Genomic DNA, 22,166 nt, shown 5'->3' with positions numbered 1-22,166 from the left:
CTATTGACGGGTGGTCCAGACCTTTCTACCCTCGCAGCACCGTGGGCATGAAGGCTCAGTCATGCCCCTGACACCCCCGATGACGAGGGAGGCGCAGCATGCGCTTCAGACACAGAGCCGCGGCAGGGTTCGCGACCCTGTTGCTCCCCCTGGCCGGCCTGGTCGGACTCGCGAGCCCCGCCCAGGCGGCGACGAACGCGACGGCCAGTTTCACCAAGACGAGCGACTGGGGCACCGGCTTCGGTGGTCAGTGGACCGTCAAGAACACCGGCACCAGCAGCATCAGTTCCTGGACCGTCGAGTGGGACTTCCCCTCCGGCACGTCCGTCACCTCCGCCTGGGACGCGGACGTCACCGGCTCCGGCACCCACTGGACCGCGAAGAACAAGTCCTACAACGGCACCCTCGCCCCGGGCGCCTCCGTCTCCTTCGGCTTCAACGGCGCGGGCTCCGGCTCCCCGTCCAACTGCAAGCTCAACGGCGACAGTTGCGACGGCACGACGGTCCCCGGCGACGCGGCCCCCTCCGCCCCCGGCACCCCGACCGCCTCCTCGGTCACCGACACCTCGGTGAAGCTCAGCTGGAGCGCGGCCACCGACGACAAGGGCGTCAAGAACTACGACGTCCTGCGCGACGGCACCAAGGTCGCCACGGTCACCACCACGTCGTACACCGACACGGGCCTGACCGCCGGCACCGACTACTCCTACACCGTGCAGGCCCGGGACACCGCCGACCAGACCGGCCCGGTCAGCGGCGCGGTCAAGGTGCACACCACCGGCGGCGGCACCACTCCCCCGCCCACCGGCGACAAGGTCAAGCTCGGCTACTTCACCGAGTGGGGCATCTACGGCCGCAACTACAACGTCAAGAACCTGGTGACGTCCGGCTCCGCGGCCAAGATCACGCACATCAACTACGCCTTCGGCAACGTCACCGGCGGCAAGTGCGCGATTGGCGACTCCTACGCCGACTACGACAAGGCCTTCACCGCCGACCAGTCGGTCAGCGGCGTCGCCGACACCTGGGACCAGCCGCTGCGCGGCAACTTCAACCAGCTCCGTCAGCTGAAGGCCAAGTACCCGAACATCAAGGTGCTGTGGTCCTTCGGCGGCTGGACCTGGTCCGGCGGGTTCGCGGACGCGGCCAAGAACCCGGCCGCCTTCGCCCAGTCCTGCTACGACCTGGTCGAGGACCCGCGCTGGGCCGACGTCTTCGACGGTATCGACATCGACTGGGAGTACCCGAACGCCTGCGGTCTGACCTGTGACACCAGCGGGGCCGCGGCCTTCAAGAACGTGATGTCCGCGCTGCGCGCCAAGTTCGGCTCGAACAACCTGGTCACCGCGGCCACCACCGCCGACGGCTCGGCCGGCGGCAAGATCGAGGCCGCGGACTACGCGGGCGCCGCCCAGTACGTCGACTGGTACAACGTGATGACGTACGACTTCTTCGGCGCGTGGGACGCCAAGGGCCCGACCGCCCCGCACTCCCCGCTCACCTCGTACGACGGCATCCCGAAGGCGGGCTTCACCACCGCCGACGCGATGGCCAAGTTCAAGGCGATCGGCGTGCCCGCGAAGAAGCTGCTCATCGGCATCGGCTTCTACGGCCGCGGCTGGACCGGCGTCACCCAGGACGCCCCGGGCGGCACGGCCACCGGCCCGGCGACCGGCACCTACGAGCAGGGCATCGAGGACTACAAGGTCCTCAAGACGTCCTGCCCGGCCACCGGCACCGTCGCCGGCACCGCCTACGCGCACTGCGGCAGCAACTGGTGGTCGTACGACACCCCCGCCACCATCGCGTCGAAGATGGCGTGGGCCAAGAACCAGGGCCTCGGCGGCGCGTTCTTCTGGGAGTTCAGCGGTGACACCGCGAACGGCGAACTGGTGAACGCGATCAGCAGCAACCTGTAAGAGCGAACGGCACCACACCCGCTCACCCTCCCCCGGGCTGCCGGGGGAGGGTGAGCGTGGCTACGCCACGTTCACCCTCTGTCCGGGCGGGGCTGCCTCAAGCCACGCGAGGAAACCGGTCAGCGCGTCTTCGCTCATGGCGAGTTCCAGGCGCGTGCCCCGGTGCGCACAGGCCAGCACCACCGCGTCGGACAGCAGCGCCAGCTCCTCCTCACCCTCGGGCAGCCGGCGGCCGGCCACCTCGATCTGGCCGCGCTCCAGGACGCGGCGGGGGCGGGGGGCGTAGGAGAAGACCCGGTACCACTCGATGCGGTCGCCGTTGTAGCGGGCGACGCCGTAGGACCAGCCCTTGCCACCCGTGTCCGGTTTCTCGGGCAGATCCCAGCGCAGCGAACAGTCGAAGGTGCCGCCGGAACGCTGGATCAGCCTGCGGCGCAGCCCGAACAGGAACAGTCCCACCACCACGAGCGCGACCACGATCCCGCACACAGTCAGAGCGAGGACCATCGGCACCGACCTCCTCGTCTCCTAGGTAGAACTGCTTCTACGACTGAGTAATGAAACGGAAAAAACACCCACATCTGCCTCAGCCGCGACCGGCACCGGATTGCTCCGGGCCGGCCGCGGCTGAGTGACGTCAACGTGGCGCGGCTGGTTCAGCGCGCCGTCGCAGCACGCAGTCGGACGTCCGCGCGGCGCTCGGCGACGGCGTCGCCCTCCGCCTTCGCACGCTCCAGTTCCCGCTCCGTGCGCTGGACATCGATCTCGTCCGACAGCTCGGCGATCTCGGCCAGCAGGGACAGCTTGTTGTCCGCGAACGAGATGAAACCGCCGTGCACCGCGGCGACGACCGTTCCACCTTCACTCGTACGGATGGTCACCGGGCCCGACTCCAGCACACCGAGCAGCGGCTGGTGACCGGGCATGACGCCGATGTCGCCGGACGTGGTGCGCGCGACGACCAGGGTGGCCTCGCCGGACCAGACCTGGCGGTCGGCGGCGACCAGCTCGACGTGCAGCTCAGCAGCCAAGGGTGGCTCCTCGGGTCACCACCCGGCAGGGGCGCCGGGTGTTGGGGTCAATTCTAGTGGGCGTGCGTGAGGGGGCGGGACGCACCCCGCCCCCTCACGACTCAGGCGAGTGCCTGACGTCAGGAGACGCCCAGCTCCTTCGCGTTCTTCTTGAGGTCCTCAAGACCACCGCACATGAAGAACGCCTGCTCGGGGAAGTGGTCGTACTCGCCGTCGCAGATCGCGTTGAACGCGGCGATCGACTCGTCGAGCGGCACGTCCGAGCCGTCCACGCCGGTGAACTGCTTGGCGACGTGGGTGTTCTGGGACAGGAAGCGCTCCACACGACGGGCACGGTGGACGACGAGCTTGTCCTCCTCGCCGAGCTCGTCGATACCGAGGATCGCGATGATGTCCTGGAGGTCCTTGTACTTCTGCAGGATCGTCTTCACGCGCATGGCCGCGTTGTAGTGGTCCTGCGAGATGTAGCGCGGGTCCAGGATCCGGGACGTGGAGTCCAGCGGGTCCACGGCCGGGTAGATGCCCTTCTCGGAGATCGGACGGGACAGAACCGTCGTCGCGTCGAGGTGGGCGAAGGTGGTGGCCGGGGCCGGGTCGGTCAGGTCGTCGGCGGGGACGTAGATCGCCTGCATCGAGGTGATCGAGTGACCGCGGGTCGAGGTGATGCGCTCCTGGAGGAGGCCCATCTCGTCGGCCAGGTTCGGCTGGTAACCCACCGCGGACGGCATACGGCCGAGCAGCGTGGAGACCTCGGAACCGGCCTGGGTGAAGCGGAAGATGTTGTCGATGAAGAACAGCACGTCCTGCTTCTGGACGTCACGGAAGTACTCGGCCATGGTCAGGCCGGCCAGCGCGACGCGCAGACGGGTGCCCGGCGGCTCGTCCATCTGACCGAAGACCAGCGCGGTCTTGTCGATGACGCCCGAGTCGGACATCTCCTCGATCAGGTCGTTGCCCTCACGGGTGCGCTCACCGACACCGGCGAACACGGAGACACCGTCGTGGTTGTTGGCGACACGGTAGATCATCTCCTGGATGAGCACCGTCTTGCCGACGCCGGCACCACCGAACAGACCGATCTTGCCGCCCTTGACGTACGGGGTCAGCAGGTCGATGACCTTGACGCCGGTCTCGAACATCTCGGTCTTCGACTCAAGCTCGTCGAAGTTCGGGGCCTTGCGGTGGATGGACCAGCGCTCGCCCTCGTACTGCTCGTCGACGTTCAGCACCTCACCGAGGGTGTTGAACACCTTGCCCTTGGTGAAGTCACCGACCGGAACGGTGATGCCGTCGCCGGTGTCGACGACCGGGGCCTGGCGGACCAGACCGTCGGTCGGCTGCATGGAGATGGTGCGGACCAGGCCGTCACCCAGGTGCTGGGCGACCTCCAGGGTCAGCGTCTTCTTCTCGCCCGCGTTGGCCGGGTCGGCGACCTCGACATGGAGGGCGTTGTAGATGTCCGGCATCGCGTCGACGGGGAACTCCACGTCGACGACCGGGCCGATGACCCGGGCGACGCGGCCCGTAGCCGTCGCGGTCTCAACAGTGGTGGTCATTTATCGGTCACTCCCCGCGGTCGCGTCGGCCAGGGCGCTGGCGCCACCGACGATCTCGCTGATTTCCTGGGTGATTTCGGCCTGGCGGGCCGCGTTGGCAAGACGGGACAGCGTGTTGATCAGCTCGCCCGCGTTGTCGGTGGCCGACTTCATCGCGCGCCGCGTGGCGGCGTGCTTCGAAGCGGCCGACTGGAGCAGCGCGTTGTAGATGCGGCTCTCCACGTAGCGCGGCAGCAGGGCGTCGAGGACGTCCTCCGCCGAGGGCTCGAAGTCGTACAGCGGGAGGATCTCGCCCTTCGGGTGAGCCTCCTCGGCGACCTCTTCGAGGCGCAGCGGCAGCAGCCGGGCGTCGAGCGCCGTCTGCGTCATCATCGAGACGAACTCGGTGAAGACGATGTGGAGTTCGTCCACGCCACCCTCGGCCGTCTCCTTCTCGATGGCCTCGATCAGCGGCGCCGCCACCTTCTTGGCGTCCGCGTACGTCGGCTCGTCGGTGAAGCCGCTCCACGACTCCGCGATCTTGCGCTCACGGAAGTTGTAGTGGGCCACACCGCGCCGGCCGACGATGTACGTGTCGACCTGCTTGCCCTCGCGCTCCAGGCGCTCGGTCAGCTGCTCCGCCGCCTTGATGGCGTTGGAGTTGAAGGCGCCGGCCAGACCGCGGTCGCTCGTGAGGAGCAGGACCGCGGCACGGGTCGGGTTCTCCGTCTCCGTGGTGAGCGGGTGCTTGGTGTTCGACCCCGTACCGACCGCCGTGACCGCGCGCGTGAGCTCCTGCGCGTACGGCGTGGAGGCCGCCACCTTGCGCTGCGCCTTGACGACGCGCGAGGCGGCGATCATCTCCATCGCCTTGGTGATCTTCTTGGTCGCGCTGACGGATCGGATGCGACGCTTGTAGACCCGGAGCTGGGCTCCCATGAGTCAGGTCCCTTCCTTACGTCACTTGGCGGCAGCGGCAGGAACGTCCTCGCCGAGCAGCTTGCCGTCGCTCGTCTCGAACTGCTTCTTGAACTCCGCCACGGCGTCGTCGATCGCCTGGATCGTGTCGTCCGACATCTTGGCGCCCTCGCGGATGGAGGTGAGCAGGCCCTGGTGCTTCCGGTGCAGGAAGTCCAGCAGCTCCTTCTCGAAGCGGCGGATGTCGGCGACCGGCACGTCGTCCATGCGGCCGTTGGTGCCGGCCCAGACGGAGACGACCTGGTCCTCGGTGGCCATCGGCTGGTACTGGTCCTGCTTCAGCAGCTCGACCATGCGCTGACCGCGCTCCAGCTGGGCCTTCGAGGCCGCGTCCAGGTCGGAACCGAAGGCGGCGAACGCCTCCAGCTCACGGAACTGGGCGAGGTCCACACGGAGGCGGCCGGAGACCTGGCGCATCGCCTTGTGCTGCGCGGAACCACCGACTCGGGAGACGGAGATACCGACGTTCAGCGCGGGACGCTGACCGGCGTTGAACAGGTCCGACTCCAGGAAGCACTGGCCGTCGGTGATGGAGATGACGTTGGTCGGGATGAACGCCGAGACGTCGTTGGCCTTGGTCTCGACGATCGGCAGACCGGTCATCGAACCGGCACCCATGTCGTCGGAGAGCTTGGCGCAGCGCTCCAGCAGCCGGGAGTGCAGGTAGAAGACGTCACCCGGGTAGGCCTCGCGGCCCGGCGGGCGGCGCAGCAGCAGCGACACGGCACGGTAGGCGTCGGCCTGCTTCGACAGGTCGTCGAAGATGATCAGGACGTGCTTGCCCTGGTACATCCAGTGCTGGCCGATGGCCGAACCGGTGTACGGCGCCAGGTACTTGAAGCCGGCCGGGTCGGACGCCGGGGCGGCGACGATGGTCGTGTACTCCAGCGCGCCGTTCTCCTCCAGCGCGCGGCGCACGCCGGCGATGGTGGAGCCCTTCTGGCCGATGGCGACGTAGATGCAGCGGACCTGCTTCTTCGGGTCGCCCGAGCGCCAGTTGTCGCGCTGGTTGATGATCGTGTCGACGGCCAGGGCGGTCTTGCCGGTCTGGCGGTCACCGATGATCAGCTGACGCTGACCACGGCCGATCGGGGTCATCGCGTCGACGGCCTTGTAGCCCGTCTCCATCGGCTCGTGCACCGACTTGCGCTGCATGACCGTGGGGGCCTGCAGCTCAAGGGCGCGGCGGCCGTCGGTCTCGATCTCGCCGAGGCCGTCGATCGGGTTGCCGAGCGGGTCGACGACACGGCCGAGGTAGCCCTCGCCGACCGCCACGGAGAGGACCTCACCGGTGCGCGTGACCGGCTGACCCTCCTCGATGCCGCTGAACTCACCGAGGACGATGGCACCGATCTCGCGCTCTTCCAGGTTCAGCGCGAGGCCGAGGGTGCCGTCCTCGAACTTCAGCAGTTCGTTGGCCATGGCCGAGGGCAGGCCCTCGACCTTCGCGATGCCGTCGCCGGCAAGGGTGACCGTACCGACCTCCTCGCGCGAGGCCGCGTCCGGCTTGTACGACTGGACGAAGTTCTCCAGCGCGTCCCGGATCTCCTCCGGCCGGATCGTGAGCTCCGCCATCTGGGTTCCCTGCTCTCCTTGTTGGGCCCGAAGTTTCACTTTGGGGGTCTGGGGGCGACCCCCAGGAATCCTCTGCACGGCCCAACCAGGGCCGTAAGTACGTACTGCTCTTCTCGAAATATCGAGTTGCTGCTAGCTCGCCATGCGGCGGGCGGCCTCGTCCAGCCGGTCCGCGATGGAGCCGTTGATGACCTCGTCACCGACCTGCACCCGGATCCCGCCGACGACCTCGGGGTCGACGTCGAGGTTGAGGTGCATCCGACGCCCGTAGAGCTTGGTCAGGGCGGCACCGAGGCGCTCGCGCTGTCCGTCGCTCAGCGGCACCGCCGAGGTGACGACGGCGACCACGCGGTTCCGGCGCTCGGCGGCCAGCTTGGACAGGGACTCCAGTCCCGTCTCCAGGCTACGTCCACGCGGCGCGGTCGCGAGGCGCGTCACCAGCCGCTCGGTGGCCGGCTTGGCCCGTCCGCCCAGGAGCCGGTGCAGCAGCTCGGTCTTGGCCGAGGTGCCGGCGGCACGGTCGGTGAGCGCGGCGCGCAGCTGGGTGTTGGAGGAGACGATCCGGCCGAACCGGAACAGCTCGTCCTCGACGTCGTCGAGGGTGCCGGTCTTCTCCGCGGCCGTGAGGTCGGCGATGTTCGCCAGCTCCTCCAGCGCGTCCACCAGGTCGCGGGGCTGCGACCAGCGGGACCGGGCCAGTCCGGACACCAGGTCGGCGGCGGTGCCGCTGACCTGGCCGCCGATCAGGCGCTGGACCAGCTGCGCCTTCGCCTCCCCGGGCTGCGCCGGGTCGGTGAGGACCCGGCGCAGGCCGGCCTCGCGGTCGAGCAGCGCGGTGACGGCCGCCAGCTCGTCCGCGAGCTTCGCGGCGTCGACGGACGTGGAGTCCGTCAGCGCGTCGAGACGCTCACGTGCGGCTGCCAGGGCCTCGCGGCTCGCTCCGTTCATCGCGCGGCCTCGGCCTTCTCCTCAAGCTCGTCGAGGAAGCGGTCGATCACACGGCTCTGGCGGGCGTGGTCCTCAAGGGACTCGCCGACGAGCTTGCCGGCCAGTTCGGTGGCGAGCTTGCCGACGTCCTGACGCAGCGCGGACGCGGCGGCCTTGCGGTCGGCCTCGATCTGGGCGTGGCCGGCGGTGACGATCTCCTCGCGCTGCCGCTGGCCCTCGGCCCGCATCTCGGCGATGAGCGCGGCACCCTGCTCCTGCGCCTCCTGGCGCAGGCGCGCGGCCTCGTGCCGGGCCTCGGCGAGCTGGGCCTTGTACTGCTCAAGGACGCTCTGGGCCTCGACCTTCATGGCGTCGGCCTCTTCGATGCCGCCTTCGATCGCCGCGCGACGCTCCTCCAGAACCTTGTTGATGTTCGGAAGCAGCTTCTTCCAGAAGAAGAAGAACACGATGGCGAAGGCGATGGTGCCGACGAGCAGCTCAGGACCAGCCGGGACGAGCGGGTTCTGCTCCGTCTCCTCGGCCGCCAGCTGTGCCAGGTTGGCGATCACATCAGTGCCTTTCGTCGATTCGTGTCAGGTAAGGGGTGATTACTTACCGAACACGAACGGCATAACGATGCCGATGAGGGCGAGCGCCTCACAGAAGGCGAAGCCCAGGATCTGGTTGGCGCGGATCAGACCCGCGGCCTCGGGCTGGCGGGCCAGGGCCTGGGTGCCGTTACCGAAGATGATGCCGACGCCGATGCCGGGGCCGATGGCCGCGAGGCCGTAGCCGATCGAGCCGACGGAGCCGTGGACACCAGCGGTGGCGGCGAGGGTCTCAAGAGCGGACATGCCGGATCTTCCTTCTCTTTACTGGACCGGTGGGGGTTGGCCACCGGACGTCTGGGGGTTGACGGGAGTGGTACGGCTCAGTGGTGCTCGGCGAGAGCGCCCTGAATGTAGGAGCAGGCCAGCAGTACGAAGACGTACGCCTGGACGGCCTGGACGAAGAGCTCGAAGCAGATCATGGCCATCGTCATCACGAAGGAGACGCCGGCGCCGACGACCAGCCAGCTGTTCAGCAGGTACCAGGAGGCGACGGTGAACATCACCAGCATCAGGTGGCCGGCGAACATGTTGGCGAAGAGTCGCACCGCGTGCGTGAACGGGCGGACCAGCAGGTTCGAGAAAAACTCGATGACCATGACCAGCGGCAGAACGGCACCGAGCGACTTGTCATAGCCCGTGACGTTCTTGAAGAAGCCGACGAAGCCGTGCTTCTTGAAGGTCAGCACGACCCAGGTGAGGTAGACGATCGCGGCGAGCACCGCCGGGAAGGCGATGACCGAGGACACCGGGAACTGGGCCAGCGGGATCACGGACCAGACGTTCATGATCCAGATGAAGAAGAACAGCGAGACCATGAGCGGGACGTACTTCTCGCCCGCGCGCTTGCCGAGCGTCTCGTACACGATGCCGCGGCGCACGAAGTCGTAACCGGCCTCGCCGACCATCTGGAGCTTGCCCGGGATGACCTTGGCCTTGCCGAAGGCGGCCCAGAAGAAGGCGACGATCAGCACGGTGGTGACGAGCGCGAGCAGCATCACCTTGTTGAACTCGAAGCCCCCGACCGTGACGAGCGGCTTGAACAGGAAGGACTGCAGGCCCGGGGCCGGGAAGCCGCACCCGTTGTCGGACATGACCCGACAACTCCAGTCAAAGGCGAGCTGGGTCTGGTCAGCACTCACCGCGGGCTCCTTCGGCGTGACGCATGGGTTCGGCAACCTCGTTGTGTCGGCGCGGCACACGGCCGCGGATCGGCACCGGACTGGTGTTACGGATGTGGGGGCGGCTGGGGGGCATCGAGCCTCGCGATCGAGCAGGCGTCAGCTCAGATGCCCGCGCCCGCGATGCCGCAGTTGGCACCGGACGATAGCAGGAGATCTCACAAGCCTTTATCCCGCCCCTACCCCTCACGGCTTCCGCCCTGTCTTCTCGGGCTTCTCACTCTTCGCGGAGTCCGGGTCGATGTAGAAGATCTTGGCCTTCATGTGCGCGCGTGCCTGCGCGGCCATCCACACGACGGTCGCGACGACGAGCGACACGGCGAACGTCTTCGCGTTGAAGAGTGAGGTGTCCTTGAAGACGGCGACGAAGATCAGGAGGAGCAGCAGCTGGGCGACGTAGAGCAGCAGCCCCATCGCCTGGAAGAGCTGCGGGAGCGTTTTTGCCGTCCACTGCAGCACGTAGAGGCCGATTCCCATGAACAGGATGGCCAGCACCGTGCCGACGACCGCGCCGAGCGCGCCCTTGCCCCCCGCGACCGCGGCGCTCACGGCGACGGCGATCACGCCGGCAGCCGCTGTGGGCACAGCGATCTGCGCAAGGTTCCGGACGTCATTGGACGGCATGGCGGCAACTCCGCTTTCACAGGGGGCAGGGTGTCGTCATGGACGAGCGTAGTCCCGGGCTGAGTGATCGAGACCTCACACCAATGGACCGTCGCACTCGGGTCCTTCGGTTCTATCCGGGGTTCTCGTGAACCGTATCACAAACTATTTGATGAGGTCTTTACCTGGTGGGTGTGCTCGCTGTCACACATGAGAGTGACAGTGCGCGTCTGTGCAAAAACCGCGCCCACTTGTCTGGTATTAGGGGCCTTTGCTCCCCCACGAGTTGGCAATGCTCTAGTCAGATTCTTACCTTGGCCGTCAACGGCGATCGAGGAATCGTGACCTGGCGCCGATCGCGGTAGCCCCGTTGACACCGGAGACACCGGCCGTGACCGGGGTCCGCTCCTCGCCGTCCGGAGCCTCCGCTTCCGTCGCGGTGGCGGCCTCCGCCGCCGCGGTGGCCTCGGGAGCCCGGCGCCGCCTCCGGTACCGCGGCGGCACGAACCGCTGGGCCCACACCGGCACGCGCGGGGTGAAGCGCGGGAGCAGCAGCAGGACCAGACCGACCGCGCTCAGGAAGACCACGCCCAGCACGATCCACATCGACGCCGAGTTGACCGAGTACGCCAGCGCCCCGAAGCCGATCAGCGCCGACCAGAAGTACATGATCAGCACGGCCCGGCTGTGCGAGTGGCCGATCTCCAGCAGACGGTGGTGCAGATGGCCGCGGTCGGCGGCGAACGGCGACTGGCCGCGCCAGGTGCGGCGCACGATCGCCAGCACCAGGTCGGCGGCCGGTACGGCGATGATCGTCAGCGGCAGCAGCAGCGGGATGTACACCGGGACCGTCTGGTGGACCGCCGCCTTCTCCGATCCCGCGTACAGGTTCAGCGCGTCCGGGTCCACCTGGCCGGTGATCGAGATCGCGCCGGCCGACAGCACCAGGCCGATGAGCATCGACCCCGAGTCGCCCATGAAGATCCGCGCCGGGTGCATGTTGTGCGGCAGGAAGCCCAGACACATGCCCATCAGGATCGCCGCGAACAGCGTGCCGGGGGCGGCGGCCTCGATGCCGTACGAGTACCAGATCCGGTAGGCGTACAGGAAGAACGCGCCCGCCGCGATGCACACCATGCCGGCTGCGAGACCGTCCAGGCCGTCCACGAAGTTCACCGCGTTGATCGTGATGACCACCAGGGCGACCGTCAGCAGCGTGCCCTGCCACTGGGTCAGGGCCACGTTGCCGACGCCCGGGATGGGCAGCCACAGGATCGTCAGACCCTGCATGACCATCACGCCCGCGGCGATCATCTGGCCGCCCAGCTTGATCAGCGCGTCGATCTCGAACTTGTCGTCCAGGACGCCGATCAGCCAGATCAGGGCCGCGCCGGAGAGCAGGGCCCGCGGCTCGTTGGACTTCGCGAACACCTCGTTGAGGTTGGTCAGGTGGTCGGCGACCAGCAGCCCCGCGCACAGCCCGAAGAACATCGCGATACCGCCGAGGCGCGGAGTGGGTTCCCGGTGCACGTCCCGGGCACGGATCTCCGGCATCGCCCCGGCCACGATCGCGAACTTCCGTACCGGTCCCGTCAGGAGGTACGTCACCGCAGCCGTGATGCAGAGCGTCAGGAGGTATTCACGCACGGGCTTCCCCACAGGTCTCGCTGGCCATCACAGCCCCACACCCTAGCGACGGACGCATATGGATGAGGACTTCCGGGTAGCGACGATGGTTGCACGAGTGGCTGTGCACCCCCGACGGCTACCCCGGTTCAGCCGGGATACGGCGGAAACTGGCCGGTGAGCGCGCGCGCCTCCTCCCGCGCCGCGACCGGCTCCGTCTCACCGCGCAGCACGCCCGCCAGCAGCGCCGCGATCCGCACCATCTCCGGCTCGCCCATGCCCTGGGTGGTCACCGCGGCCGTGCCCAGGCGCAGCCCGCGGCCGTCGCCGTGCGGCAGCGCGCAGCAGTCCAGCACCAGGCCGGCCGCCAGCAGCCGGCCGCGCGCGGTGCGGCCGTCCACGCCGAGCGGGGCGGTGTCGGCGGTGATCAGGTGGGTGTCCGTACCGCCGGTGGTGACGACCAGCCCCTCCGCCGCCAGGTGACCGGCCAGCACACGCGCGTTGGCGACCACCTGGTGGGCGTACACGGTGAACGCCGGGGTCGCCGCCTCGCCGAACGCCACGGCCTTGGCGGCGATGGTGTGCATCTGGGCGCCGCTCTGGGTGAAGGGGAAGACGGCCCGGTCCACGCGCTCGGCCAGCTCCGCGCCGCACAGGATCATCCCGCCGCGCGGACCGCGCAGCACCTTGTGGGTGGTCGCGCACACGATGTCCGCGTACGGCACCGGATTCGGCGCCGCTCCCCCGGCCACCAGGCCGATCGGATGCGCCGCGTCGGCGATCAGATAGGCCCCGACCTCGTCGGCGACCTCACGGAAGAAGGCGTAGTCGATGTGCCGGGGGTAGGCGATGGAACCGCACACGATCGCCTTGGGCCGGTGGTTGCGGGCGAGGTGGCGCACCTGGTCGTGATCGATCAGCCCGGTCTCGGCGTCGACGCCGTAGCCGACGAAGTCGAACCAGCGGCCCGAGAAGTTCGCCGGGGAGCCGTGGGTGAGGTGTCCGCCGTAGGGCAGGCCGAGGGCGAGGACGGTGTCACCGGGGCGCAGCAGGGCCGCGTAGGCGGCCAGGACGGCCGAGGAACCGGAGTGGGACTGGACGTTGGCGTGCTCGGCGCCGAACAGCGCCTTGGCCCGGTCGATGGCCGCGCGTTCGGCGACGTCGACGAGCTCGCAGCCGCCGTGGTGCCGGGCACCGGGGTAGCCCTCGGCGTACTTGTTGGCGAGCGCGGAGCCGAGGGCGGCGAGCACGGCCGGCGAGCAGAAGTTCTCGGCGGCGATCAGCTGGAGTGTGGTCGACTGCCGCTCCAGCTCGGCCAGGAGGATCTCGGCCATGGCGGGGTCCTGCCGGCGCAGGACGTCGGTCTCAAGGGAATGGGTGACCGACATGGCGGGCTCCCGGGCGGTCGGCGGTGACGTATCCCCAATGTAGGCCGCGCAGGTGCGGGTCGCCCGGTATTGCGGCCGCGCGCCCTACATCCGTGCCGGAACCCCGGTCAGCGCCGTCACCACCGGGTCCAGAGCGTCCCGTATCTCGTCGCCGATCGACCGGAAGAAGGTGAGCGGGGCGCCGTACGGGTCGTACACCTCGTCGGCCTCGGCGGTCGGGGCGAGCAGCCAGCCGCGCAGCGCCGCCGCCGCGCGCACCAGCGCCCGGGCCCGCATGACCACGCCGTCCTCCAGGGGCGGCAGGGTGGCCGGATCTATCGCCCGGACCAGGCGGGTGAACTCCTTCAGGGTGAAGGTGCGCAGGCCCGCCGAATGGCCCATGGAGATGACCTGGGCGCGGTGGTCGCGGGTGGCGGTCAGCACCAGGTCCGCCCTGATCACGTGCTCGTCCAGCAGCTCCCGGCCGACGAAACCGGAGGCGTCCGCCCCGAACTCGGCCAGCACGGTCTCCGCGTGGGACTCCATGGGCGCGCCCTCGTGGCCCCAGGTGCCGGCGCTCTCCACGATCAGCCCGCCGCCGAGTACGCCGAGCCGCTCCGCGACGAAGTGGCGGGTCAGCCGCTCGGTGATGGGCGAGCGGCACACGTTGCCGGTGCTGACGTGGAGGATGCGGAAGGTGTCGCGGGGGAACCCGAACGTCGTCGTCTCCTCCGCGCTGTAGCCCCCGCCGCCTATGCCGCGCCCCGCTTCAGGGGCCGTCAATTCGCCACCTCAAGGTCGGGTACGACCTTGCGCAGCTCCTCCGCGGAGAGCGCGCCCGCGCGCAGCAGCACCGGCACCTCGCGCGAGACGTCCACGATGGACGACGGCACGTTGCCCGGGGTGGGCCCGCCGTCGAGGTAGACGGAGACGGAGTCGCCGAGCATCTCCTGCGCGGCGTCGCAGTTCTCCGGCGCCGGGTGGCCGGTGAGGTTCGCCGAGGAGACGGCCATCGGGCCGACCTCGGTGAGCAGTTCGATGGCGACCGGGTGCAGCGGCATGCGGACGGCGACCGTGCCGCGGGTGTCGCCGAGGTCCCACTGGAGGGACGGCTGGTGCTTGGCGACGAGCGTGAGGGCGCCCGGCCAGAACGCGTCGACCAGCTCCCAGGCCAGCTCGGAGAAGTCCGTGACGAGGCCGTGCAGGGTGTTCGGGGAGCCGATGAGGACGGGGGTGGGCATGTTGCGGCCCCGGCCCTTGGCGGCGAGCAGGTCGGCGACGGCCTCCGAGGAGAACGCGTCGGCGCCGATGCCGTACACCGTGTCGGTCGGCAGGACCACCAGCTCGCCCCGGCGGACGGCGGACGCGGCCTCGCGCAGACCCGTCACACGGTCGGTCGCGTCGTTGGTGTCGTATCGCCGTGCCATGTCTAGCTGGCCTCCTCGTACACGTACTGCGGGGTTGAGAACTGGGGGGTGCTCACGGCAGCGCCTTGCGGGCGGTGGCGAACCGCGGGCGGTTGTTGAGGTCGGGGTGATCGGCCGCGTCGGCCCAGCCCCGCTCCTCGGTGAAGATCCACGGCACCTGCCCGCCCTGGGTGTCGGCGTGCTCGATCACGACGACGCCGCCCGGGCGCAGCAGCCGGTGCGCGGTGCGTTCGATGCCCCGGATGAGGTCCAGGCCGTCCTCGCCGGAGAACAACGCCATCTCCGGGTCGTAGTCACGGGCCTCCGGGGCGACGTACTCCCACTCGGTGAGCGGGATGTACGGCGGGTTGGAGATGACCAGGTCGACCTGGCCGTCCAGGTCCGGGAAGGCGGTCAGCGCGTCGCCCTGGCGCAGGTCGACGCGGGAGCCGGCCATGTTCTTGCGGGTCCACACCAGGGCGTCCTCGGACAGCTCCACGGCGTGCACGCGCGAGCGCGGGACCTCCTGGGCGAGGGCGAGCGCGATGGCGCCGGAGCCGGTGCACAGGTCGACGATGCACGGCTCGACCACGTCCATGGCACGCACGGCGTCTATGGCCCAGCCGACCACCGACTCGGTCTCCGGCCTGGGCACGAACACCCCGGGCCCGACCTGGAGCTCCAGGTACCGGAAGTAGGCCCGCCCGGTGATGTGCTGGAGCGGCTCGCGCTGCTCGCGCCGGGCGATGACCTCCCAGTACCGGGCGTCGAAGTCGGCGTCCTTCACGGAGTGCAGTTCGCCGCGCTTCACACCGTGCACGAACGCGGCCAGCTCCTCCGCGTCGGTGCGCGGCGAGGGCACGCCGGCGTCGGCCAGCCGCTGGGTGGCCTGGGCCACCTCCGCGAGCAGCAGGTTCACGCGAGTCCTCCGTGTCGTACTCGTGCTCGTGCGTGCGTACGGCTCTCAGGCGGCGGCGAGCTTCGCCGCCGAGTCGGCGTCGACACAGGCCTGGATGACGGCGTCGAGGTCGCCGTCCAGGACCTGGTCCAGGTTGTACGCCTTGAAGCCGACGCGGTGGTCCGAGATGCGGTTCTCCGGGAAGTTGTAGGTGCGGATCTTCTCGGAGCGGTCGACGGTGCGGACCTGGCTGCGGCGGGCGTCGGCGGCCTCCCTCTCCGCCTCCTCCTGCGCCATGGCGAGCAGCCTGGACCGCAGGATACGCATCGCCTGCTCCTTGTTCTGCAACTGGCTCTTCTCGTTCTGGCAGGAGGCGACGACTCCGGTCGGGATGTGCGTGATGCGCACGGCGGAGTCGGTGGTGTTGACGGACTGGCCGCCCGGGCCGGAGGACCGGTACACGTCGATGCGGAGGTCGTTGGGGTTGATCTCCACGTCGACCTCCTCGGCCTCGGGGGTCACGAGGACACCGGCGGCGGAGGTGTGGATACGGCCCTGGGACTCGGTGGCCGGGACCCGCTGCACGCGGTGCACCCCGCCCTCGTACTTCAGCCGGGCCCACACGCCCTGGCCGGGCTCGATCTGCCCGCGGGCCTTCACCGCGACCTGGACGTCCTTGTAGCCGCCCAGCTCGGACTCGGTGGCGTCGATGATCTCGGTCTTCCAGCCGATGCGCTCGGCGTACCGCAGGTACATGCGCAGCAGGTCGCCCGCGAACAGCGCCGACTCGTCACCGCCGGCGCCCGCCTTGATCTCCAGGATGACGTCCTTGTCGTCACTGGGGTCGCGCGGGACCAGCAGCAGGCGCAGCTTCTCGGTGAGCTCCTCGCGCTGCTTCTCCAGGTCCTTGACCTCGGCGGCGAAGTCGGGGTCGTCGGCGGCCAGCTCGCGCGCGGTCTCGATGTCGTCGCCGTTCTGCTTCCAGGAGCGGTACGTGGCGACGATCGGGGTGAGCTCGGCGTAGCGCTTGTTCAGCTTGCGCGCGTTCCCCTGGTCGGCGTGGACCGACGGATCGGCGAGCTTCTTCTCCAGCTCGGCGTGCTCGGCGACGAGTTCCTCGACGGCCTCGAACATCTTGGGCTCCTGTACTGCGGTGGTGGGAAGGGCGGGCGACCAAAAACGCCGGTCCCGGGCACACCCCCGCGAGGGCGTGACCGTGGACCGGCGAAATGGGGCTCGCTACTTCTTGGAGCCGGCGGCAGCCTTGCCGAAGCGGGCCTCGAAGCGGGCCACACGGCCACCGGTGTCGAGGATCTTCTGCTTGCCCGTGTAGAACGGGTGGCACTCGGAGCAGACCTCGGCCCGGATGGTGCCGGACTCGATGGTGCTGCGGGTGGTGAACGACGCGCCGCAGGTGCAGCTGACCTGCGTCTCGACGTACGCGGGGTGGATGTCGCGCTTCAAGGTGTCTCCTAGGTTTCGGGAGGGCGCCGGGTCGCTGCCGCGGGATGCGGAGGCGTGAACCGGAGCCGACGTACCAGTCTGCCAGGACTGGGGCCATCCCCCAAAACCGGGGGTGCGGTTGTTCTATTCCGGCTCGGGTGAGCGGTGGGTCCGCCCCAGGGAGGAGCCGCTCGGCCACCGTGTGCGGCCGCGGGTCGTCGTGGGTCGTCCGCGCGGTTCCCCGTGTCCCTAACCGGCGCTGACGACGCCCTTGGCCTCACCCGTTGCCGTGCCCTCCGTGGCCGACTTCGGGATCGGTCTGTCGTTCTTCAGGGCGTTCCAGACCAGTTGGGCCTTGGTCTTGGCCAGGAGGACGCGGTTGGGGTTGGCCGGGTCGTACTGGACCGGCATCGTCACCATCTTCATGTGGGACGAGCTGATGCCCTTCAGGCCGTCGGCGAAGTCGATCAGGGAGTTCACCGAGCCGAGGTCGGAGTCGGTGGTGACGGCCTTGGTGGCGGTGTCGGCGAGGTCGTACAGCTTCTTCGGGTTCGTGAGGACGCCGACGTGCTTGACCTGGTCGATCAGGGCCTTGATGAACGCCTGCTGGAGCTGGATGCGGCCCAGGTCGGAGCCGTCGCCCACGCCGTGCCGGGTGCGGACCAGGCCGAGGGCCTGCTCACCGTTCAGGGTGTGGGTGCCGGCCTTGAGTCTCAGGTGGCTCTGCTGGTCGTCGATGTCCTTGGTGGTGGTGACCCGGACCCCGCCGAGGTCGTCGATGAGCTTCTGGAAGCCCTCGAAGTCGACTTCCAGGTAGTGGTCCATGCGGATGCCGGTGATGGACTCGACGGTCTTGACCGCGCAGGCCGCGCCGCCGGTGGAGTACGCCTCGTTGAACATCACGCCGGACGCGGCGGGGTGGGTGGTGCCCTTGGTGTCGGTGCACCGGGGGCGGTCCACCAGGGTGTCCCGGGGGATGGAGACCACGCTGGCCTTCTTGTGGCCCTCGTACACGTGGATGATCATCGCCGTGTCGGAGCGGGCGCTGCCGTCGTCCGTGCCGCCGCCGAGCTTCTTGTTCTTGCCGGAGCGGGTGTCCGAGCCGAGGACCAGGATGTTCTCGGAGCCGTTGTCGACCTTCGAGGGCCGGTCGGTGCCGAGGGCCTGGTTGATGTCGACGCTGTGGAGGTTGCCGTTGAGCTTGAAGTACACGTAGGCGGCGCCGGTCCCGCCCAGCACCACCACGCCGGCCGCCGTCCAGGCGGTCGCGCGCAGGGCCTTGCGTCCCGCGCTGGGCGCCTTGCGGCGGCGGCCCTTGCCCCGGCGGCGCGAGGTCGTGCCCGGCTCGGATATGGCGGGCTGAGGCGTACTCTCGGCGGCCACTTCGCTCCTAGGTCTCGTGTGGTCGGTTACCCCCTGCGGTCAGGGTCAGGCGCGGTCGTCACCGCTCCATCGTCGCTCCGCCCGGTCAGACGGAGAAACTCGGGAAAGGGTTGCACGACGCACAGTGCCCACCGCGTACGGCGATGAGCACGCTGTGTAGTCATTCGGTGCGGGAGCACTGCGCTCACCTGCGCATTCAGGCCAGAAGGTCATCCGCCCGGAATCCGGTGCCCACCGGGGCCCCTGTGGCAAAGATCTCCCTTGCGTCCCTTTGTGCCGGAAGTCCGAACGGCAGAAGCCCGCCCCGTCACCGTGGACGGGGCGGGCTTGTGTTCTGTTGCCTGGGACGGACCGTCAGTCGCCGTTGCCGGGCGCCGGCGTCGTCTTCTGGATCTGCATCAGGAACTCGACGTTCGACTTGGTCTGCTTCATCTTGTCGAGAAGCAGCTCGATCGCCTGCTGCTGGTCCAGCGCGTGCAGGACGCGGCGGAGCTTCCAGACGATGGCCAGCTCCTCGTTGCCGAGCAGGATCTCTTCCTTGCGGGTACCGGACGCGTCCACGTCCACCGCCGGGAAGATGCGCTTGTCGGCGAGCTTCCGGTCGAGCTTCAGCTCCATGTTGCCGGTGCCCTTGAACTCCTCGAAGATCACCTCGTCCATGCGGGAGCCGGTGTCCACGAGGGCCGTGGCCAGGATGGTCAGCGAGCCGCCGTCCTCGATGTTGCGCGCCGCACCGAAGAACCGCTTCGGCGGGTAGAGCGCGGTCGAGTCGACACCACCGGACAGGATGCGGCCGGAGGCGGGCGCCGCCAGGTTGTAGGCGCGGCCCAGACGCGTGATCGAGTCGAGCAGCACGACCACGTCGTGGCCCAGCTCGACCAGGCGCTTGGCGCGCTCGATGGCCAGCTCGGCAACCGTGGTGTGGTCCTCGGCCGGACGGTCGAAGGTCGAGGAGATGACCTCGCCCTTGACCGACCGCTGCATGTCGGTGACCTCTTCCGGACGCTCATCGACGAGGACGACCATCAGGTGGCACTCGGGGTTGTTGTGCGTGATCGCGTTGGCGATCGCCTGCATGATCATGGTCTTGCCGGTCTTCGGCGGGGCCACGATCAGACCGCGCTGGCCCTTACCGATCGGCGAGACCAGGTCGATGATGCGGGTGGTGAGCACACCCGGATCGGTCTCCAGGCGGAGCCGGTCCTGCGGGTAGAGCGGGGTCAGCTTGTTGAACTCCGGGCGGCCACGGCCGTGTTCGGGCGCCATGCCGTTGACGGAGTCCAGCCGGACCAGCGCGTTGAACTTCTCGCGGCGCTCGCCCTCCTTCGGCTGGCGGACGGCACCGGTGATGTGGTCACCCTTGCGCAGGCCGTTCTTGCGGACCTGGGCGAGGGAGACGTACACGTCGTTCGGGCCGGGCAGGTAGCCGGAGGTCCGGATGAAGGCGTAGTTGTCGAGGATGTCCAGGATGCCCGCGACGGGGATCAGGACGTCGTCCTCGGCGACCTGCGGCTCGGCGATCTCGTCGCGGCCACGGCGGCCCCGGCGGTCGCGGTAGCGGCCACGACGGCCGCGACGGCCGCCCTCGAAGTCGTCGTCGTCCTGCGGACCGGTGTTGCGGTCCTGCCGGCCGCCGCCCTGATGCTGGCCCTGCTGCTGCCGGTCCTGGCGGCCGCCGCCCTGGCCCTGCTGGTCGTCGCCCTTGTTGCGGCGGTCGCGGTCCCGGCCGCGCTCGCGGCGGTCCCGGCGGCCACGGCCGTCGCCGTCGGCGTCGCCCTTGGCCTCGCCCTGCGGCTGCGACTGCTGCTGCGCGGGCGTCTCGGCCCTGGACTCGCTCCTGGCCTCGGCGGCTACGGCCTCGGCGCCGCCCGCGGCCGGGCTGCCCGTCTCTGCGGTGGCGCGGCGGCGACGGCGCTCTGCCGGGGCGTCGTCGGAGGCCGGCTGGCCGGGGATCTCGATCTGCTGCTGGGCCACGGCCTTCTCGGCGGGGACCTCGCTCTTGGCCTCGGCCTTCTTCGCCGTGCTCTCGCCGTTCTCGGCGGACTCGCCGGTGCGGGCCTTGGAGGTGGCCCGGCGCTTCGGCTTGGTCTCGGCGGCGGTGTCGGCCTTGGCGGCGGGGGCACCCCCGGCGGCCTGCGCCTCCTTGATGACCTCGATCAGCTGGCTCTTGCGCATCCGCGCGGTGCCCCTGATCCCGAGGCCCGAGGCGACCTGCTGCAGCTCGGCCAGCACCATGCCCTCAAGGCCGGTACCGCGGCGCCGCCGGGAGCCGGCACCGGTGGCAGGCGCGGAGGCGTCCGTGGCGGGCGCGGCAGCGGTCTCCTCGACACGTGCGCCCATCAGATCGGTGGTGTCGCTCACGAAGGGTCCTTCCCTGGAGCGGACGTCGGCCTGTCTGGCTCGGCGACCGGTTGTGCTGTCCGGCTACGGTCCTGTCTTCTGTGAACCGTGCCGGGGCGGTGGTCCGCCAAAGCGGCGGAAGAAATGTGCGGTGATGGCGCTTCCGCGAGCCGTGGCACCCAGTGTCACGTGGCGTGGTAGCACCGATTCCGAAGCGTGCCCGGCGGCCCGCTCAGTGCTCGCATACGACGTACTGCCCAGGTACGACGCAAGGAACACGGAGTGGCGCGGGAGGCTCCCGGAAGAATGTCTGTCCCGGACGGGGACACGAGGCACCTCGCCATGGTGGGGTCGGGTGCAGACTTGAGGTTAACACTACCGGATCCAACAAACATTCCCCCTCTCCAAATCCGGCAACCGTGTGTCAGGTCGCAAGCGGCAGCACGCTCGCTCCCTGGACGTCCAGGTCCAGCCGGTTGGCGGCCCATCCCTCACCCGCGAGGTGAGAGACCTTGTCGGCGCTCTCGGCGTCGGCCAGCGCCATGACGGTGGGCCCGGCGCCCGAGATGACGGCCGGGATGCCGTCGGCCCGCAGCCGCTCCACCAGCGCGGCGCTCTCCGGCATGGCCGGCGCGCGGTACTCCTGGTGCAGACGGTCCTCGGTGGCGGGCAGCAGCAGCTCGGGGCGCCTGGTCAGGGCCTCGACGAGCAGGGCGGCGCGGCCCGCGTTGGCGGCGGCGTCGACGTGCGGTACGGAGCGCGGGAGCAGGCCGCGCGCGGTCTCGGTCAGGACCGGCTTCCCTGGCACGAAAACCACCGGAACGATGGAACGGTGCGGCTCCATCCTGATGGCCCGGGCGGCGCCGGCCTCCATCCAGGACAGGGTGAAGCCGCCGAGCAGACAGGCGGCCACGTTGTCCGGGTGGCCCTCCATCTCGGTGGCCAGCTCCAGCAGCGCCGCGTCGTCCAGGCGGGCCTCGCCGCCTATGGTCACCGCGCGGGCCGCGACGATTCCGGCGCAGATGGCGGCGGAGGAGGAGCCGAGGCCCCGGCCGTGCGGGATGCGGTTGGCGCAGACGATCTCCAGGCCCCGGGGCTGCCCGCCCAGCAGGTCGAAGGCGGTACGCAGGGAACGGACGAGGAGGTGGCTCTCGTCCCGCGGCAGGGTCTCGCTGCCCTCTCCCGCGATGTCGATGTGCAGCCCGGAGTCGGCCACCCGGACGACGACGTCGTCGTACAGCCCCAGCGCGAGGCCCAGGGCGTCGAAGCCCGGACCGAGGTTGGCGCTGGTGGCGGGAACGCGCACCCGGACGGCGGCGGCGCGGAACGCTGGACCGGCCATCGCT

Annotated in this window: 21 protein-coding genes; 1 reads left to right on the top strand and 20 read right to left on the bottom strand. The window is 69.5% G+C overall.

Annotation, left to right across the window (positions count from 1 at the left end):
- Window positions 1-98 precede the first annotated feature (98 nt).
- Entirely contained in the window at window positions 99-1,919 is a 1,821-nt protein-coding gene (locus tag ACH4LD_RS27895; RefSeq protein ID WP_398056039.1) for a glycosyl hydrolase family 18 protein, read from the top strand.
- Window positions 1,920-1,979: 60 nt separating this feature from the next.
- On the opposite strand, the gene ACH4LD_RS27890 is transcribed toward ACH4LD_RS27895, so the two are convergent.
- The 20 genes from ACH4LD_RS27890 to thrB all read right to left on the bottom strand — a co-directional run bounded on the left by ACH4LD_RS27890 (window position 1,980) and on the right by thrB (window position 22,162).
- Complete coding sequence (locus ACH4LD_RS27890) at window positions 1,980-2,426, bottom strand: DUF2550 domain-containing protein (RefSeq protein ID WP_356118421.1); 447 nt, start codon at window positions 2,424-2,426, stop codon at window positions 1,980-1,982.
- A 149-nt stretch (window positions 2,427-2,575) separates the two neighbouring features.
- Window positions 2,576-2,950, bottom strand: a complete 375-nt coding sequence (locus ACH4LD_RS27885) for a F0F1 ATP synthase subunit epsilon (RefSeq protein WP_014675015.1) — start codon at window positions 2,948-2,950, stop codon at window positions 2,576-2,578.
- A 119-nt stretch (window positions 2,951-3,069) separates the two neighbouring features.
- Window positions 3,070-4,506, bottom strand: coding sequence for a F0F1 ATP synthase subunit beta (gene atpD / locus ACH4LD_RS27880; RefSeq protein ID WP_014675014.1), 1,437 nt, complete (start codon window positions 4,504-4,506; stop codon window positions 3,070-3,072).
- Entirely contained in the window at window positions 4,507-5,424 is a 918-nt protein-coding gene (locus tag ACH4LD_RS27875; protein ID WP_014675013.1) for a F0F1 ATP synthase subunit gamma, read from the bottom strand.
- Window positions 5,425-5,445: 21 nt separating this feature from the next.
- A complete protein-coding gene (atpA, locus tag ACH4LD_RS27870; RefSeq protein ID WP_103812605.1) occupies window positions 5,446-7,038 on the bottom strand; it encodes a F0F1 ATP synthase subunit alpha in 1,593 nt (530 codons plus the stop codon).
- Window positions 7,039-7,170: 132 nt separating this feature from the next.
- Window positions 7,171-7,986 carry a F0F1 ATP synthase subunit delta gene (locus ACH4LD_RS27865; RefSeq protein WP_132788660.1) on the bottom strand — a complete coding sequence of 272 codons (816 nt, stop codon included), beginning with the start codon at window positions 7,984-7,986 and terminating at the stop codon, window positions 7,171-7,173.
- Window positions 7,983-8,534 carry a F0F1 ATP synthase subunit B gene (locus ACH4LD_RS27860; protein WP_398056040.1) on the bottom strand — a complete coding sequence of 184 codons (552 nt, stop codon included), beginning with the start codon at window positions 8,532-8,534 and terminating at the stop codon, window positions 7,983-7,985. The genes ACH4LD_RS27865 and ACH4LD_RS27860 overlap by 4 nt, the downstream gene beginning before the upstream one ends.
- Before the next feature lie 39 nt (window positions 8,535-8,573).
- The gene (atpE, locus tag ACH4LD_RS27855) at window positions 8,574-8,819 is read right to left on the bottom strand and encodes an ATP synthase F0 subunit C (RefSeq protein ID WP_059130009.1); all 246 of its coding nucleotides are present in this window, start codon (window positions 8,817-8,819) and stop codon (window positions 8,574-8,576) included.
- Between the two features lie 77 nt (window positions 8,820-8,896).
- A complete protein-coding gene (gene atpB / locus ACH4LD_RS27850; protein ID WP_171152797.1) occupies window positions 8,897-9,667 on the bottom strand; it encodes a F0F1 ATP synthase subunit A in 771 nt (256 codons plus the stop codon).
- Window positions 9,668-9,940: 273 nt separating this feature from the next.
- Window positions 9,941-10,378 carry a hypothetical protein gene (locus ACH4LD_RS27845; protein WP_014675007.1) on the bottom strand — a complete coding sequence of 146 codons (438 nt, stop codon included), beginning with the start codon at window positions 10,376-10,378 and terminating at the stop codon, window positions 9,941-9,943.
- A gap of 300 nt (window positions 10,379-10,678) precedes the next feature.
- Window positions 10,679-12,004 (bottom strand): MraY family glycosyltransferase, encoded by a 1,326-nt coding sequence (locus tag ACH4LD_RS27840; RefSeq protein WP_132788659.1) that lies wholly within the window; start codon window positions 12,002-12,004, stop codon window positions 10,679-10,681.
- Between the two features lie 128 nt (window positions 12,005-12,132).
- Window positions 12,133-13,371: a serine hydroxymethyltransferase gene (gene glyA / locus ACH4LD_RS27835; RefSeq protein ID WP_398056041.1), complete on the bottom strand. Its 1,239-nt coding sequence runs from the start codon at window positions 13,369-13,371 to the stop codon at window positions 12,133-12,135.
- 84 nt (window positions 13,372-13,455) lie between these two features.
- Window positions 13,456-14,133 (bottom strand): protein-tyrosine-phosphatase, encoded by a 678-nt coding sequence (locus ACH4LD_RS27830; protein WP_103812599.1) that lies wholly within the window; start codon window positions 14,131-14,133, stop codon window positions 13,456-13,458.
- Complete coding sequence (locus ACH4LD_RS27825; RefSeq protein ID WP_132788657.1) at window positions 14,130-14,777, bottom strand: L-threonylcarbamoyladenylate synthase; 648 nt, start codon at window positions 14,775-14,777, stop codon at window positions 14,130-14,132. Before ACH4LD_RS27825 ends, ACH4LD_RS27830 begins: the two co-directional genes overlap by 4 nt.
- 52 nt (window positions 14,778-14,829) lie before the next feature.
- Window positions 14,830-15,675, bottom strand: a complete 846-nt coding sequence (prmC, locus tag ACH4LD_RS27820) for a peptide chain release factor N(5)-glutamine methyltransferase (protein ID WP_030656095.1) — start codon at window positions 15,673-15,675, stop codon at window positions 14,830-14,832.
- 45 nt (window positions 15,676-15,720) lie between these two features.
- Window positions 15,721-16,788: a peptide chain release factor 1 gene (prfA, locus tag ACH4LD_RS27815; RefSeq protein WP_398056042.1), complete on the bottom strand. Its 1,068-nt coding sequence runs from the start codon at window positions 16,786-16,788 to the stop codon at window positions 15,721-15,723.
- Between the two features lie 105 nt (window positions 16,789-16,893).
- Entirely contained in the window at window positions 16,894-17,118 is a 225-nt protein-coding gene (rpmE, locus tag ACH4LD_RS27810; protein WP_014675000.1) for a 50S ribosomal protein L31, read from the bottom strand.
- A 228-nt stretch (window positions 17,119-17,346) separates the two neighbouring features.
- Entirely contained in the window at window positions 17,347-18,480 is a 1,134-nt protein-coding gene (locus ACH4LD_RS27805) for an LCP family protein (RefSeq protein ID WP_398056043.1), read from the bottom strand.
- Between the two features lie 354 nt (window positions 18,481-18,834).
- Window positions 18,835-20,841 (bottom strand): transcription termination factor Rho, encoded by a 2,007-nt coding sequence (rho, locus tag ACH4LD_RS27800; protein WP_398056044.1) that lies wholly within the window; start codon window positions 20,839-20,841, stop codon window positions 18,835-18,837.
- A 403-nt stretch (window positions 20,842-21,244) separates the two neighbouring features.
- Window positions 21,245-22,162, bottom strand: coding sequence for a homoserine kinase (gene thrB / locus ACH4LD_RS27795; protein ID WP_398056046.1), 918 nt, complete (start codon window positions 22,160-22,162; stop codon window positions 21,245-21,247).
- Window positions 22,163-22,166: the final 4 nt, after the last annotated feature.

The organism is Streptomyces sp. NPDC017676, assembly GCF_044329325.1.
Taxonomy (GTDB): Bacteria; Actinomycetota; Actinomycetes; order Streptomycetales; family Streptomycetaceae; genus Streptomyces.
This window is presented reverse-complemented; position numbering and strand designations above follow the sequence as displayed.